General features: G+C 65.8%; 13 protein-coding genes. 7 read left to right on the forward strand and 6 right to left on the reverse strand.

Annotated elements, in window-relative coordinates:
- The first annotated feature begins 138 nt into the window (after positions 1-138).
- A complete protein-coding gene (locus ASD42_RS18760) occupies positions 139-1,698 on the forward strand; it encodes an alpha/beta hydrolase (protein WP_235569690.1) in 1,560 nt (519 codons plus the stop codon).
- Here ASD42_RS18760 and ASD42_RS18765 read toward each other — a convergent pair.
- From ASD42_RS18765 to rplN, 5 genes are all read right to left on the reverse strand, one after another.
- Entirely contained in the window at positions 1,691-1,903 is a 213-nt protein-coding gene (locus ASD42_RS18765; RefSeq protein WP_063054556.1) for a hypothetical protein, read from the reverse strand. The genes ASD42_RS18760 and ASD42_RS18765 overlap by 8 nt on opposite strands.
- Positions 1,904-2,087: 184 nt before the next feature.
- Complete coding sequence (locus ASD42_RS18770) at positions 2,088-2,273, reverse strand: type Z 30S ribosomal protein S14 (RefSeq protein WP_056818387.1); 186 nt, start codon at positions 2,271-2,273, stop codon at positions 2,088-2,090.
- Between the two features lie 4 nt (positions 2,274-2,277).
- The gene (gene rplE, locus ASD42_RS18775) at positions 2,278-2,841 is read right to left on the reverse strand and encodes a 50S ribosomal protein L5 (protein ID WP_056818389.1); all 564 of its coding nucleotides are present in this window, start codon (positions 2,839-2,841) and stop codon (positions 2,278-2,280) included.
- A gap of 1 nt (position 2,842) precedes the next feature.
- Positions 2,843-3,160 carry a 50S ribosomal protein L24 gene (gene rplX, locus ASD42_RS18780; protein WP_056818391.1) on the reverse strand — a complete coding sequence of 106 codons (318 nt, stop codon included), beginning with the start codon at positions 3,158-3,160 and terminating at the stop codon, positions 2,843-2,845.
- A 2-nt stretch (positions 3,161-3,162) separates the two neighbouring features.
- Positions 3,163-3,531 carry a 50S ribosomal protein L14 gene (gene rplN / locus ASD42_RS18785; protein WP_056818394.1) on the reverse strand — a complete coding sequence of 123 codons (369 nt, stop codon included), beginning with the start codon at positions 3,529-3,531 and terminating at the stop codon, positions 3,163-3,165.
- Between the two features lie 267 nt (positions 3,532-3,798).
- Here rplN and ASD42_RS18790 point away from each other — a divergent pair, with 267 nt between their 5' ends.
- Positions 3,799-4,242 carry a hypothetical protein gene (locus ASD42_RS18790; RefSeq protein ID WP_056818396.1) on the forward strand — a complete coding sequence of 148 codons (444 nt, stop codon included), beginning with the start codon at positions 3,799-3,801 and terminating at the stop codon, positions 4,240-4,242.
- Between the two features lie 67 nt (positions 4,243-4,309).
- Here the strand turns inward: ASD42_RS18790 and ASD42_RS18795 are convergent, their stop codons facing one another.
- Positions 4,310-6,157: an ABC transporter ATP-binding protein/permease gene (locus ASD42_RS18795; protein WP_056818398.1), complete on the reverse strand. Its 1,848-nt coding sequence runs from the start codon at positions 6,155-6,157 to the stop codon at positions 4,310-4,312.
- A 190-nt stretch (positions 6,158-6,347) separates the two neighbouring features.
- Between ASD42_RS18795 and ASD42_RS18800 the strand changes: the two genes are divergently transcribed.
- The 5 genes from ASD42_RS18800 (at position 6,348) to ASD42_RS33900 (ending at position 15,512) form a co-directional block, all read left to right on the forward strand.
- Positions 6,348-7,325, forward strand: coding sequence for an ABC transporter substrate-binding protein (locus ASD42_RS18800; RefSeq protein ID WP_056818400.1), 978 nt, complete (start codon positions 6,348-6,350; stop codon positions 7,323-7,325).
- 39 nt (positions 7,326-7,364) lie between these two features.
- Positions 7,365-8,714, forward strand: coding sequence for a SagB family peptide dehydrogenase (locus tag ASD42_RS18805; RefSeq protein ID WP_056818402.1), 1,350 nt, complete (start codon positions 7,365-7,367; stop codon positions 8,712-8,714).
- A gap of 88 nt (positions 8,715-8,802) precedes the next feature.
- The gene (locus ASD42_RS18810) at positions 8,803-9,318 is read left to right on the forward strand and encodes a YbaB/EbfC family nucleoid-associated protein (RefSeq protein ID WP_056818404.1); all 516 of its coding nucleotides are present in this window, start codon (positions 8,803-8,805) and stop codon (positions 9,316-9,318) included.
- Positions 9,315-9,635, forward strand: a complete 321-nt coding sequence (locus tag ASD42_RS18815) for a type VII secretion target (RefSeq protein WP_056818405.1) — start codon at positions 9,315-9,317, stop codon at positions 9,633-9,635. The genes ASD42_RS18810 and ASD42_RS18815 overlap by 4 nt, the downstream gene beginning before the upstream one ends.
- Entirely contained in the window at positions 9,636-15,512 is a 5,877-nt protein-coding gene (locus tag ASD42_RS33900) for a glycohydrolase toxin TNT-related protein (protein WP_084787197.1), read from the forward strand. It abuts the gene before it with no gap.
- Positions 15,513-15,548 lie beyond the last annotated feature (36 nt).

A 15,548-nucleotide genomic window follows, 5' to 3' on the forward strand; every position in this document is an offset into this window, starting at 1 on the left:
ATGCTGCCGCAAGGTGGGCGGCCGATTCCCACCATGGATCGAATTGTGTTCGATACCAACCACTTTGCGTTCGTGAGCGCTGCTCACGAGTGTGGTAGCTTCGCGAGGTTCGTCGGATCTGCGCAGGAGGCTCTGCCGTTGTCTTCCCACTGTGCGCGCCGCCGGGGCTCGGCTTATCTGCTCGCCGTACTGCTCGGGATCGGCGCGCTCGCCACACCCGCGCGCGCTTCGGCCGATCCCTACGTCGACCAGCTCGCCGACGCGGCGGCCACCCCGGCGCTCGGGTGGGAGGGTTGCGCGGACGGATTCGAGTGCGCGTCGGCTCAGGTGCCGCTGGACTACAACAGCCCGCAGGCCGCCCAGATCGACCTGGCTGTCATCAAGTTGCCCGCATCCGATCCCGCTCGGCGCATCGGAACACTGTTCGTCAACTTCGGTGGGCCAGGGCCGTCCGGCGTCGACCGTCTCCGCGAGCGGGCCCGCTGGCCGTGGCTGTTCTCCGACGAACTGCGCGCCCGGTTCGACCTGGTCTCCTGGGATCCACGCTCGGTCTCGCGCAGCGCGGGCACACAGTGCTTCCCCAGCGCCGCCGAGCAGGACACGTACCTGGGTTCCTTCCCCGGCACCCCCACCGATCCGCGCGACGAGCCCGCCTTCTTCGCCGCCTCCGCCGATATCGCCGCCCGCTGCGCCGAGAACGCGGGTCCGATCCTGCACCACGCCTCCACCGCGAACACCGCCCGCGACCTTGACCTGTTACGCCGGGCGGTCGGTGACGAATCCCTGACCTACCACGGCATCTCCTACGGCACCCAGGTCGGCGCGGTCTACGCCAACATGTTCCCCGGCCGGGTCCGCGCGATGGCGCTCGACGGTTCCCTCGACTTCGAGGGGAATGCGAACGGCCACGGCACCGACGGTGTGAACCTGCCCCTCGATACCCGTCAGGGCGTGGCCGCGGGCATCGCCGAAACCTTCGACACCTTCCTGCGCGACTGCTCCGCCGCGGGCCCACGCTGCGCGTTCGCCGCGGGCGACCCGAAACTCAAGTGGATCGCGCTGGCCGAACGAGCACGCCTCGCCCCCATCACGGTCGACGGCACTCTGTGGACCTTCTCCCAGATAGTGAGTGCCGCGGGCAGCCTCTCCCGCCCCGACCTCTACCCAGACCTGGCGACTTTCCTCCAAAGCCTCTTCGACGCGGCAACGGTGCTTCCCGCCCGGGTCCCCGACGCCCTCTTCGCCGAGAACCACCCCGCCAACCGCGTCGAGGCCTTCTATACGATCCAATGCTCCGACAGCACCGTCCCCACGGATCCCGCCGTCTACAGCAGAGTGGCCGCAGCCGAAGACCTCCAGTCGCGCTACTTCGGTCGAACCGCCGTCTTCAACGCCACTCCCTGCGCCTTCTGGCAGGCCGAGGACCGAGACCGCTACACCGGCCCGTGGAACCGCGAAACCGCCGCCCCGATCCTCGTCCTCAACAGCCGATACGACCCGGCCACCCCGCTACAGGGCGCCAAATCCGGTGCGGCCCAACTGAACCGGGCCCAGGTAGTCGTCATCGAAGGCGCGGGCCACAGCTCCATGTACGTCCAGAGCACCTGCGCCGAACACCTCAAACGCGACTACCTGTTCACCGCCCAACTCCCGCCCGCCGGCGTCAGCTGCGGAATCGACCGCTCACCGTTCAGCTGAACAGGCAGAGCAGATCGTAGAGCGGCGGCTTCTCCACGCTGCCCGTGGAGAACAACAACTGCGCGATCGGTGAGCAGATCAACTGCGTCTCCGACGACCCCGATCCACCCCCGGACCCGGAACCGGCGCTGGGGGCGGCGGATGCGACAGCAGGCGCCCCGAGGAGCGCGACGGAAAGAACAGCGACTGTGGCGAACTTCTTCATGCGCTCAGAGAACACACCGACCGTCACCCTTGGAGTGAAATGCAAACATTTCATCCAATTTGATGACACTCCACAATCCCGAATCGTGCCGGACAGACGCACGAAGGCACGGACTCCCGTCGGAAGTCCGTGCCTTCGTCGATATTTCGCCTAGGCGGCGGGTGCGCTCACGAGGAGCGCAAGCTCACCAGGAGCTCTTGTGCACGCCCGGGAGCTCACCGCGGTGCGCCATTTCGCGGACGCAGATACGGCACAGGCCGAACTTGCGGTAGACCGCGTGCGGGCGACCGCAACGCTGGCAGCGGGTGTAGGCGCGGACGGCGAACTTAGGCTTGGCCTCCGCCTTGATGCGCAGTGCTTTCTTAGCCATGTGCTCAGTTCTCCTTGAACGGGAAGCCGAGGTGCTTCAGCAGCGCGCGGCCTTCTTCGTTGTTGGTCGCGGTGGTGACCACGGTGATGTCCATACCGCGCGGGCGGTCGATGGAATCCACGTCGATCTCGTGGAACATCGACTGCTCGCTGAGGCCGAACGTGTAGTTGCCGTTGCCGTCGAACTGCTTCGGCGACAGGCCGCGGAAGTCGCGGATACGGGGCAGCGCGATGGACACGAGACGGTCCAGGAACTCCCACATACGGTCGCCACGAAGGGTGACCTTCGCGCCGATCGGCATGCCCTCACGCAGCTTGAACTGCGCGATCGACTTGGTGGCCTTACGGATTTCGGGCTTCTGGCCGGTGATCAGCTCGAGGTCCTTGACGGCACCGTTGATCAGCTTCGCGTCACGGGCGGCGTCGCCGACACCCATGTTCACGACGACCTTGACGACGCCAGGGATCTGCATCACGTTGGCGTATTCGAACTCGCCGTTCAGCGCGTCCTTGATCTCGGCGCGGTAGCGCGCCTTCAGCCGGGGCTGAGTCTGCTCAGAGGTGGTCATGTCAGATGTCCTTCCCGTTTTTACGGGAGATCCGGACGCGCTTGCCGGACTCTTCGTCGGTGCGGTAGCCGACGCGAGTCGGGTTACCGTCGGAGTCGACGACCATCACGTTGGAAACCTGGATGGGGGCTTCCTGGGTGACGATGCCACCCGAGGACGCGCCACGCTGGTTCGCGGAATCCGCGACGTGCTTCTTGATGCGGTTCACGCCTTCGACGAGAACCTTGCCGGTCGCCGGGAAAGCCTGAATGACCTTGCCCTTGGCGCCCTTGTCCTTGCCCGAAATGACGAGCACGGTGTCACCCTTGTGCACCTTCATAGTCAGAGCACCTCCGGGGCCAGCGAAACGATCTTCATGAAGCGCTTGTCACGCAGCTCGCGGCCGACCGGGCCGAAGATGCGGGTGCCACGAGGGTCGTTGTCCGGCTTGATCAGCACGGCGGCGTTCTCGTCGAACTTGATGTAGGAACCGTCCGGACGACGACGCTCCTTGGTCGTGCGAACGACGACAGCCTTGACGACGTCGCCCTTCTTCACGTTGGCGCCGGGGATGGCGTCCTTCACGGTGGCGACGATGATGTCACCGATACCGGCATAGCGACGCGACGAGCCACCGAGCACGCGGATGCAAAGGATTTCCTTCGCCCCGGTGTTGTCGGCGACGCGCAGTCGCGACTCCTGCTGAATCACTTCAGCACCTCCTGGACCTGGATGTATACGTACGCCGGATTGCCGACCCGACGCACATGGTCAGTCACCCTCCGGACGCGCGCCTGCCAGCGGAAATACCTTCCACTGGGGGTTCACTGCCGGATTGCGAGGGCATAGCTCCCGCAGGCAACCGTTCTAGTGTAGGTGAACCCCCGGCACGAACCGAATCGGGGTGCGTCGACCAATCTGAAGTAGATATGTTTCAAACTGGCTTCGTCGCGCACGGCCCGTTGCTAACGTCCCGCCATGAACATCACCCGGCCGATGAAGCACCGTCTCGCGACCACGGCCACCGCGTTCGCCGCCGTCGTCACCATGGTCGCACCGCACGCAAGTGCGGGTCCCGTCATCGACATGCTCACCGACACGCTGACTGTCGGCTGCACGTCGAAGATCGACGTGGTCGGCCTCGACAACTATGTCGGCGCGCAAGTCGACTTCCTCGCCAACGGCAAGTTCTTCGCCAGCGACACCGTCGAGCTCGAGGTGAACGTCGCGGGCGTCACCGTCGCCAAGGCCACGGCGTTCTATCACGTCGAGACCGAGGTGGAGGTCCAGCTGTCGCTGCTGCTGCACGCCACCGGCACACCGCTGGTGACCAAACGAGTACCCACCGTCATGAAGATTCTGAACGCGGGCAGCGGAGTGGCCTGCGACCTGGCGACGGGTAGCTCGGGCAGCGTCTCCTGACGACAGCGGCCGAGCGAGGCCCGATCAGGGCTTCGCTCGGCCGCTACTCGACCAGGTCGAGGTTGTATCAGCCCGCTACCGGTGCCAGTTCCCACGGACCGTCACCCGTGAGGGTGAGGACTTGGGTGTGGTGCTGGTCGACCGTGCTGCGGTGGGCCACCGAAACGATGATGGTGTCCGGCACTTCGGCGCGGAGCAGGCTGTACAGGGAGTACTCCAGACCCTCGTCGACGGCGGAGGTCGCCTCGTCGAGGAAGACCACCTTGGGGCGGGTCAACAGAATGCGGGCAAAGGCCAGGCGCTGCTGCTCGCCCGGGGACAGAATCTTCGCCCAGTCGGCCTCTTCGTCGAGGCGGTCGGCGAGATGGCCCAGGTGGACCTTGGTGAGAACCTCGCGAATCGTGTCGTCGGTCGAGTCGTTGGACTCGGCCGGGTATTCGACCGCGGTCCGCAGATCGCCGAGCGGGAGATAGGGGAGCTGGGACAGGAACAAGGTCTCCGTGCCCGCCGGACGGCTGATCTCGCCGTCGCTGTAAGGCCACATCTGCGCGAGCGCGCGCAGCAACGTGGTCTTCCCGCTACCGGAGGCGCCCTTGATGACCAACGCGTCAGTGGGGACGAGCCGCAGGGTCAGGTCGTCGATGAGCACTTCCCCGTCGGGCTTGCGGACATCGACCTTGTCGAGGCGCACGGCGTCGTCCAGGTCGACGGCGGCGAGCTTGGGCAGTTCACGGGATTCGCTGCTGGCGATCAGCAGGCCGTCCAGACGGATGAGGGATGCTCGATACTCGGCGAAGTCGTCGTAGGAATCACGGAAGAAGGACAGGGAGTCCTGGATTTCCCGGAATGCCGTAGCCGTCTGGTTCATCCCGCCCAGGGTGATCGCGCCGCTGAAGAAGCGTGGCGCCTGGATGAGATAGGGGAACAGGTAGGCGGACTGGGTGACGACGAAGTTCCAGCCGACGAACTTGAGCATCCGGTAGACATAGGCCCACTGCACCCGGATCACTTCGGCGAATCGGCTGAGCAAGCCGGCCCGTTCGACGTTCTCGCCCCGATAGAACGCGACGCTTTCCGCCGCATCACGCACCCGGACGAGCGCGTAGCGGAAGTCGGCGGTCGTACGCTCTCGGAGGAAGTTGATCCGGATCAGTGGGTGACCGATCCAGAAAGCGATCACGGTGGACACCAGGACATAGGCGAGCACGATGACCAGCGCTGCCCGAGGAATCGTGACGCCGAGAATGGTCATCGGCCCCGACAGATCCCACAGCACCTTGGTGAACGACACGACAGAGACAATGGCCGTCACCGCGCCGAGCGCCAGCGTGCGGGATTGCTCGGTGAACGTGATGGTGTCGGCCTGGATTCGCTGGTCAGGGTTGTCGATCGTGCTGTCGATGAACCGGGAACGATAGAAGGCGCTGCCCGCCATCCAGTCCGTGGTGACCCGATCGGTCAGCCACACCCGCCAGCGGATGTCGAAGGCCAGTTTGGCGTACAGGTACACCAGCTCTTTGACCGTCCAGATGGTGATCAGCAGGGTGAACAGCTTCGCCGAGTCCCAGAACCCGGTTTTGGCTTCCGAGAGTGCCGCGTCGTCGCCAGATTTCAACGCTGATGCGGCGAGCTGGAACGAGGCGAACATGTCGTTGCCCCAGTAACTGAGCAGCACGCTCAATCGCACCGTCAGCAGGGCCATGAACAGCAGAGCAGCGACGAACAGCCAGACGCGCCAAGCTCCGGCGCCACGGAAGTAATTACCGCTGACGGACCAGAACTGGCGACCCCACTTCGTCAGCCTGAGCAGCAGTGCGGCGATGACCACGAACGCCACCGCGGTGATGAGGAAGGCGATCCCGAGCCATTTCAGACTCTCGAACCACTCGACGCTCCAGTCTCTAGACGTCTCCACGCACGCATCCCATCCCTGACGGCCGAAATCCGGCGCAGTCTAACCCGCCGAACCGGTCTCCGCCGGGCCGCAGCTCGGCCCATCGATTGACCACCGAAAATCGACGTAGGTTAGCCTTGGCTGACTTATGCTGGAACAGGCTCTTCAGGGCCGCTCGAGGAGCACTCCTCGAGATAGAAGGGACGCAACGATGACTGCTCGGACTTCACGCGGGTGGCGCCGCATGGCGGTGGCCGTGCTGGCAGGCACCCTCGCCTTCGGCGGTGTCACGGCCTGTAGCTCATCCGACGAGTCGTCGACCGGCGGCGAAGCGGTGACCATCACCCACGCCCGTGGCGAAACCAGCGTCCCCGGTACCCCGAAGAAGATCGTCGCCCTCGGCAACCAGTGGCTCGACACCTCGCTGGCGCTCGGCGTGGTCCCCGTCGGCTACATCGACAACGTCTCCGCCGTCTCCAAGAGCACCCCGCCGTGGACGCCGGAGTCACTGAAGTCGGCCACCGCCCTCAACACCACCGGCAATCTCGCCGAGCAGGTCGCGGCGCTGGAGCCGGACCTGATCCTGGCCGACCCGTTCATCGCCGACCAGAAGACCTACGACGACCTGTCCAAGGTCGCCCCCACCCTGCCCGCGCTGACCAAGGACGCCGTCACCCCGTGGCAGGACCAGGTCACCGCGCTGGGCAAGGTGCTGCACAAGGAGTCCGACGCGAGCGCGGTGATCAAGAAGGTCGACGACAAGGTCGCCGCCATCGCGACCGCCAACCCCGGCCTGAAGGGCAAGACCTTCGCCAGCACCTGGCTCGCGAGCCCCGCGCAGCTGATGGTGCTGACCGACCCCAACGACGGTTCGGCCAAGGTGTTCACCGCACTCGGCATGGGCATCCCGGCCAACCTCGCCGCGATGCCGGCCAACCAGGGCCGCCTGGCGCTGTCGCCGGAGAAGGTCGACGAGCTCAGCGCCGACCTGCTGCTGGCCGGCTACTCCCCCGGTCTCGACGAGAAGTACCGGCAGCTGCCGGGTTACGCCGATCTGCCGTCGGTGCGCAAGGGTTCGGTCGTGTTCCTGACAACCCAGGAGATCAGCGCGATCAACCAGCCGAGCGCGCTGTCGGTGCCGTACATGCTGGACAAGCTCGAACCCGCGTTCGCCGCCGCCGCGAAATAGGTTCTGCCCCAGACCGGTTCTACCCCCGAGGATTTCACCGTGCTCGCCTCCGCTTACCCCGCCCAGACCCGCTTCGCCCTGCGCGCGGGCGTCACCTGCCTCACGACACCCGCAGGCGCGGTGCTGCTGAACCCGCCGCGCAACGAGAAGCTGACCGGTCTGGGCGCGGGGGCGCTGCAGGCGCTGAAAACCCTCAACCAGGGCCCGGCGACAGCGGCGGAAATGGCGACCGCGGCGGCCGGCGACGACATCACCGCGCTGATGCGCAAGCTCACCGACGGCGGCTGGCTCTCGGTGACAGTCCGCGACGGCGGCCGCGACCTCTACAGCATCCGCCCCTTCGCCGACCCCGCCCCTCGCCCCGCGGTGGCCCTGCCCACCTGGTCGGCGACGCTGTCGAAATTCGCTGTCCTGCACCGTGACAACCAGGGCTTCGTGCTCGAACACCCGCAGGCGTGGTGCGATCTGCGCATCCACGACCCGCGCCTGCTCGCCCTGCTCGACGGTCCCCTCGCGGCCGATTCGCCGGTGCCCGCCGCCGTGAAAACCCAGTTCATGGCGGACCTGCAGTGGTGCGGTTTCCTGGTCGACGGCGACGAGGAGGAGCGTGAGTTCACCACCCGCTCCTGGAACACCCCCGACCTGTGGTTCCACCGCCACAGCACCCTCGGCGCCCGCACGGTGACCTGGGACGACTTCGGCCCCACCCGCTGGGCCGACGGCCAGTTCCCCGAATTGCCGCTGCGCCGTGCGACATTCGCCGGTGAACCGATCGCCCTTCCGAAGCCGGACCTGATGTCGCTGCGCGTCTCCGACCCGAGCCTGGCCGCCGCCATCGAGGACCGCGTCTCCACCCGCGCCTTCGACGACGCCGCCCCCATCACCTCGGTTCAACTGGGCGAGTTGCTGTTCCGCACCGCCCGCACCCGCGAAGACGGCTCCCGCCCGTACCCCTCCGGCGGCGGCGCCTACGAACTCGAGATCTACCCCGTGGTTCGCAACGTCGCAGGCCTGGAAAACGGCATGTACCACTACGACTCGACCGACCACGCCCTGCGCCCGGTCGCCCTCGCCGACGCCCCCGCCGTCCAGAAGCTCCTCAAATCCACCTCGGCCACCCTGGCAGGAGGCGCGCAACCCCAAGTCCTGCTGCTGGTTTCGGCCCGCGCGGGCCGCGTCATGTGGAGCTACGAACAGGTCGCCTACGCCAACATCCTCAAGCACGTCGGCGTCCTCATGCAGACCGTCTACCTGGCCGCCACCGCCATGAACCTCGGCGTCGTCGCCCAAGGCTTCAGCGACACCTCCGCTTTCGCCGCCGCCACCGGGCTCGACGAACTCGAAGAGTGCAATGTCGGCAGCATCATCGTGGGCTCACCGGCCCGCTAGCGGTAGAGATCTACGTCACACCATGCAACCCTCGACGGGTCTCGCGCGTCCAACCATATGACGTGCATTCCGACAGATCGAGGGTCTCATGAACGAGGACTGGTCGGCGCCGACCCAGGCGTCGAACAACGCTTTGCGCGCGCAGATCGATGCGATGCTGGATACCTTCACCGCGGAGAAGTCGGCTCTGCTCGACGCTCGGTCCCAGGCCGGCCAGCTCGTGACGGCCTGGTCGGCGGACAACTTGGTCCGCGTCTCCGGCACCATCGCGGGGGTCTCGGAGGTCCACATCGAGCCGGACGCATTCAAACGATCGACCCCGGAATCCCTCGGCCGATCGGTGACCGAGGCGATCACCGAGGTGGCCGCGCAAGCCGCCCAGGCCCAACAGCAAGCTCTCGCCCCACTGTCGGACATGACCGCGAACATGCCGGACCTGCCCGACCTGATCCCGGGCGCCCCCAGCATGAAAGACCTCATCGCCCAGCTGACCCCGCCACCACCACCGGCCCCCGAACCGGTCACGGACTCACCCCACAGCCTCGTCGATGACACCGACGACGAAGAAGGCGAGTACTTCCGCAATCGCGGATACCTGCGATGAGCTCGCTGAAAGCCGACCCGCAAGCGCTGCGCGGCACTCAGCCGTCGTTCACCTCGGTCGCCGACACGATCACCACCGGCGCCCAGAAGCTGGCGGCCGTGATCGCGGCGGAGGGTGAGTGCTGGGGCAACGACGAGATCGGCCAGTCGTTCGCCAAGAACTACACCCCCGGCGTCGAGCCCGGCCAGAAGGCGGTGACCGGGCTGGCGACGGTGATGACCCAACTCGGCGAGAACATGGTCACCGTCGCCGAAGCGTTGCAGGCCCAGGACACGACGCGCGCCGGTGAAATCGACAAGGCCACGGGGTCGCTGTAAATGGGCATCGAGATACCCGACGAGCTCGCCTGGGTAGCCAAGTACATTCTCGGGGCGGGTGATTGGCCCGAAGGTGACGAAACGGCGATGCGCCGAGTCGCTGACGGGTGGACCGCCATGGCGAACACCCTCGACACGGTCGACGACAACGCCGCCCTCGCACTGAACGCCGCTCTGACGGCGCTGTCCGAAGGCGAAACCCACACCGCCATCACCGCTTACCGCGACAAGTTGCTGTCGGGCGACGAAGCGACCTTCGCGGCTGTTCGCAAGTGGTGTGAAAAACAGGCCGAGCTGCTCGAAGACGGCGCCAACGATATCGAGCACACCAAACTGGTGATCATCGCGACGATGGTCATCGCCGCGGTGGAGATCGGTGCGGCGATCGCGACCTCGTGGACAGGTATCGGCGCCGTAGCCGGCGTGGCAGCCCGGGTGGCCGCCCAGGTCGCGGTGCGTGTGGCGATCAGACAACTCATCGCCCGCATGCTCACCCGCGGCGCCGCGAAGGCAGCCGCCCGGTTGGCTCTGCGTGGTGCCGCGTTCGAAGCACTCGAAGAGGGCGGCACCGATCTCGGCGCACGCCTGATCCAGGTAGCCAAGGGCGACCGCTCCAGCGACAAATTCGGCTGGACCGATCTCGGCCTCGCCACCTTCGGCGGCGCAGTCGGCGGCGCGGCAGGCGGTCTGCTCGGTGGCGGCACCGGCGCACTCGGCGATGTCGCGTCTTCTACCGCGGGCAAACTCGCAGGCAAGGTCGTCGGGGGCACCGTCACCGAACTGGGCGCCGACCTCTCCGCCCAGGTCGCCACCGCAGGAGTAGGCGCGGCCTTCCTCGGCCAGGAATTCAAACTGGATGTAGGCGTGGACACCTTCACCAGTGCTGGAGCGGGTGGTGTCCAGAGCGCGCTCGAATCCAGCAGTCATGGCGGAGACAGCACGGCTCCTACCGTTCCCGATCTGGGCACCGACGTTCCCGGCTCTACCACGCCCGCGGGGACCGATACCCCGTCCGGCGACCAGAGCCCGAACGGATCCGGAAACACCAGCCCGAACGCGCCGACAAGTCCGAACAACGGCGACACCGGCGGATCAACGAACCCCGCATCCACCGCTCCTACCGGGGACGGCGCGTCCCCGCAAAACGGTTCGCCCAACACCTCGACACCGGGAGAATCCGCACCCACGGCCCCGAATGACAACGGCGCGAACGGAACTCCGCCCACTGGCGACTCCACACCGTCGACCCCGAACAACAACGGATCCGCTGGAACACCCGACGCCGGGGAAACCGCACCCTCCTCCACCGGATCCCCCGCCGCAGGCGACACGACGCCGTCCAGCCCGAACGGCAACGGGTCCAACCCGACCCCACCGACCGGCGACACCACACCATCGAACCCGACCAGCGAAACCCCCACCGGGACCCCCCAGAGCAGCGACTCACCGGCGGCCCCGAACAGCAACACCCCGACCGAAACGCCGTCGACCGGCGACACCTCACCCTCGGACAACCCCACGGCCGCACCCCCCACAGGCGACACCTCAACGCCCGACCCCACCGGCTCATCACTGGACCTCCCGGCCCAGGATTCCTCGACCCAGCCGAACACCCCTACCGACAACACACCGAATACCGCTACCGGACAACAGAACCCGACTTCGAGCGACAACGGTCAATCCAGCAGCACCTCGACAACACCGGCCAATCCCCAACCCACGACACCAGCCCCCGCCAACACGCCGGATTCGACCACCGAACAACCGACCACATCAACCCCCGCGACACCAACCACGCAGGAGTCGACCCCCCAGCAATCACCGACTTCGACTCCCGCCGCAACCACCGCTTCGCCGATCTCCACAACCTCCCAACCGACAACCCCCTCGAACAACCCTGCCGACACCACTCGCCCGTCCTCCAACGACACATCGACAGCTGCCGCCACCACTGCGACAGCCCCCCAAACCGCAAACCCCACAACAACACCCACCACAACCCCACCGCCGACTGCCACGCCGACGTCCACGCCGACACCCCCGATCAGCCAAGTCCCATCGCCGGCGCCGTCATCGCCCAGATCGACCACGACGCCCCCGGCAACCACCGGAACCCCACGCCCCACGGCTACAACTCCCGAAACGCACCCGGCGACCAGCCTTGCCAGTCGGCCGAGCTTCACCACGCCCACCGACCCAGCTGAGACGACACCACAAAGCACTACACCCACGACAACTCCGACACCTGCTCCGACCGACCGATCACCCGACCCGGGTTACAGTCCCGATGCCCGCCCGTTGCGCGACGCACTACGCAATCAACCGCCGCACGACGGCCGAACAACAACCGTCGGCACGAACCAGAATCCGACCCAACCGCGCCCCTCATACCGAATTCGCCGTTTCCAGGTCGGCAACCGATGGGTTTCGGTAGCCACGATCCGCGCCCATATCCCCAACACGCACTTGATGTCTCCAGCCGAATTGAGCCAGGAGATCGAATTCGCCCAGCGCGCAGTCGATGCCGCCTTCAATCATGCGCAGGATCTTCGCGGCGGCGACCAGTTCCTCGTCGATCTCGAGCTGACAACCGACCCCGCTGCCGCCGATCTGCGGCTGAATTTGCAGCAACACCCGTTCGATCTGTCCAACGATCTCCGCGAGCACATGGGCTTGCCTCCGAGCACCCCGGACACGCCGCTGAGCCCCGACGACCTTCGCTCGATCAGCAACGACATCGCCCGAGCCAACACACCGTCGCCCCTGGCCGACATGCCCGGGACGCGAGTATTCGCTCCCGGCTACCTGCGCGGCGTCGAAATTCCCCAGCACCAGCACGCGGTCGAAGACGCCCTACGCGACGGCAACAGGTTCATGGTCGGTGCCGACCCCAGAACAAACCCCTACGGGCGGTTGATCAACGACGGTGGGCCACACGTCACAGGCCGAAATATCAACTGCCTCGACGCCTCCCTTGCCGCACTGGCGTCGTTCAACGGACGACCAGAAGTCTCTGCGCCTCGAACGGTGGACTTGCTCCCCGACGGAACTGTCAGCCGGCAAGGAGAACGGAACGGCCCAGCTCGCGCGGCAACATGGCTCGGCGGCCAGTGGCAGACCTTCGCAAACCCCAACCAGTCCGTCCCGGACCGGTTTCAGGCCCTTCACGACTGGATCAGCCAGAGGGGACCCGGTTCGTCGGCACTGGTCCTCAACGACTGGCAGGGCGGCGGCGGGCACGCGACCGCTATCGTCTACCCGATCGGTGCGACCGGCCCAGTCTGGTGGGACCCACAACAGCGGACGTTCTCAGATTCTCCACCAGCGAGCCTGACGTCTCAATCCTCTTCGTTCAGATTCATGACGGTTGACCAGCAGGGAGCAACGAATGGAGCCGCCACAACTCCGAACAGCGGAACAAGTGCGGGAGTACCTGGCTCAGATATTCCCAACGCGGGAATTCAGCCTCCTTCAGAGCCGACACGCGTGGATCTGCCGAGAGATTCTGACCCCGACGGAGATCGCGGAGGGGACGGATCTAGGCCTGGCGAGCTACGCGGTGGACAAGGAGACCGGGGTGGTCACCACCCAGTCGAGCCTGGCACTGACGACGATCGGCGAGACGTACGACGCAGCGATCGAAACCGGGACTCCGATCCAGGCCGAACAGATCTATCCCCCATTGAATCGACTGACGCTCCAACAGATCCGGCAAGACCCGGAGACTATCGAGTACCTGGTGACGGTCGAATCGATAGCGACAACCCCGCCGACACGAGAAGACCTCAGTCTGACCATCGACAAGGTGACCCTGGAAACCACTCCGTATACGCCATTGGCACCAATGGTGGCAGCGAGGGCGGCGTGGAGTCGGCAGCGCAACGGCACGTGGCCGACAACGGAGACATTCGAGGTGTAGTCGGTACGTCGGACGCGAGCCGCCCGGCCGATCCAGGAATCGACGGAACGGTAGCGAGGGACACCGGGGTCACCCCAGCACTGTCCGGTTCGACTGCGCCGTCCGACCGCGGTCCGAGCACGACGAACGGTCCGGCTGATCAGGCTCGCCGAGCCCGCGAACTGTTACGCACGGAGACCCCCGAGATCGGACGATCCGTCACCGTCAGAGCCCCCAGCGGGGGCCGCAGGTATCAAGTCGACCGCTACCCCAATGCGCTCGGCCAGCCGGTCACCGTCGCACGCATCAACGTCAACGTCGCGTCTGGGCCAGGTTTCGGATCCCAGTCGTTGGCGGACCTCTGCGAACAGCTACAACAAGCAACCGATACCACGTTCAACCAGGGCAGCCAGTTCCCCAACGGGGAATGGTTCATGGTCGACCTCGTTCCCGTCGATAACCCGGCCGATGCCGAGTTGCGGGTACGGGTGGACGACACGGGGCGAGCCGGCACTACTCACCCGAACGCAGACGTCACGGATCTGATGTCACAGCTGCGCAATCAGCTCGGGTTGGCTCCGAGTTCCACCGGATCCCTCTCGCCGAGCGATCTTCAACAGCTCAGCAACGAGATCGACCGTGCCACGCTCGTCCCGCCTTCCCTCCCGCCCTGGCTCGCGCACGCGGCTGAACCCACCACCGGCATCGACGCGCAGGCGACCGAGAACCAAACGACCTCGGGTCCGGACTCGGACAACGCGGCGGTAGCAGGCCACGACACCAACGACCAGTCCCTGCCCGCCGCCGACTACTTCCAACCCAACGGGCTTCCAGTAACTACCGACGAGCTCGTCCATCCAGATATGGAGGAGGCCGAACTTCGACGACTACGGGCCCTCGACAGCCAACTGTCGACCATCGCGAGTGATCACAGAAGCAGGACGGGGGCGTTTCCCGATCCACCGCCCGGCGTCGGCCGCGGCAATGCCGCTGTGGACGCGCTGTTGCCCCCCGGCTGGGACCCGTTTCACGGAGTCGGACGTGATGCCTGGATGCGGTCTATCGCTGGACCGAACGGGGGTCCCGCCTGGGCCGACGGCGATCTATATCCGCAAGGGTTCTCCAGTCCGACCGACCGTCACCCGGCCGTCCTCCAACCGGGCGAGGTCATCGACCGATTCGGTGGGCCCAATGGCAGGTTCACATCGCCTGCGGGTGTTCCTTACCCGCAACGAGCACTGCCGCCGACCAATCTCGATGGCGACTCGTACCACCAATACGAGGTCCTTCGGCCATTGCCGGTGTGGCAGGGCGGCATTGCTCCCCAGATGGGAGAACCTGGGCGCGGTTCCCAACACCATCTTCCAGTCAGCGTGCAGGCACTTATTGATGCCGGGTACCTCAGAGAAGTCGACCCGCTGCCTCATGCACCTACTTCCGGATCTGACGTCGACGCCCCGACAGCGGATGGCCTGGAAGAACGTGGCAACCCCGCAGCGTCTCCCACAACCCATCCATTCACGGACGACCGTCCAGGGTTCTCGATTATGTCCGCGACCGACCGCTTCTACCAGGATGTGCAAAGCGTTCGGCCGCTCGCAGGGCACTACGATGTTGTTGCGCATGGACGGCCGGACAGCGTGAACATGGACTCGACCGGAGGAGGAGCTATGTCGGCGCGAGAGCTGGCCAATGTGATTCGCCACCGACCGGACTATGTACCCGGAACTCCCATCCGGTTGTTGTCGTGCAATACCGGACGGCTCGATGGCAACTTCGCACGAAGTCTTGCCCAAGCGCTCGGCACGCCGGTAGTGGCGCCGGATGGATACCTCTACACGTCCCGAGGCAGACTCGGCGTTGATGCCAGACTGCGGAGTATCAGTCCGTGGCAAGTACCGCGGCTGCCCGATACATGCCATCGATTCCACCCCGATGGAAGAGTCGAGGAATTGGACCGTTCCGAGTGGGAAGGCTGAACCTTGAAACTACTCCCCAATTTTTCGGAGGACCCC

This window comes from Nocardia sp. Root136 (genome assembly GCF_001427185.1).
Lineage (GTDB): Bacteria > Actinomycetota > Actinomycetes > Mycobacteriales > Mycobacteriaceae > Nocardia > Nocardia salmonicida.

What these genes read in the sequence shown, in the direction of transcription:
- ASD42_RS18800 (WP_056818400.1), top strand. Translation starts at nt 6,348, where the DNA reads ATGACTGCTCGGACTTCACGCGGGTGGCGCCGCATGGCGGTGGCCGTG.
- ASD42_RS18790 (WP_056818396.1), top strand. Translation starts at nt 3,799, where the DNA reads ATGAACATCACCCGGCCGATGAAGCACCGTCTCGCGACCACGGCCACC.
- rplE (WP_056818389.1), bottom strand. Translation starts at nt 2,841, where the DNA reads ATGACCACCTCTGAGCAGACTCAGCCCCGGCTGAAGGCGCGCTACCGC.
- ASD42_RS18810 (WP_056818404.1), top strand. Translation starts at nt 8,803, where the DNA reads ATGAACGAGGACTGGTCGGCGCCGACCCAGGCGTCGAACAACGCTTTG.
- rplX (WP_056818391.1), bottom strand. Translation starts at nt 3,160, where the DNA reads ATGAAGGTGCACAAGGGTGACACCGTGCTCGTCATTTCGGGCAAGGAC.
- ASD42_RS33900 (WP_084787197.1), top strand. Translation starts at nt 9,636, where the DNA reads ATGGGCATCGAGATACCCGACGAGCTCGCCTGGGTAGCCAAGTACATT.
- ASD42_RS18770 (WP_056818387.1), bottom strand. Translation starts at nt 2,273, where the DNA reads ATGGCTAAGAAAGCACTGCGCATCAAGGCGGAGGCCAAGCCTAAGTTC.
- ASD42_RS18765 (WP_063054556.1), bottom strand. Translation starts at nt 1,903, where the DNA reads ATGAAGAAGTTCGCCACAGTCGCTGTTCTTTCCGTCGCGCTCCTCGGG.
- ASD42_RS18815 (WP_056818405.1), top strand. Translation starts at nt 9,315, where the DNA reads ATGAGCTCGCTGAAAGCCGACCCGCAAGCGCTGCGCGGCACTCAGCCG.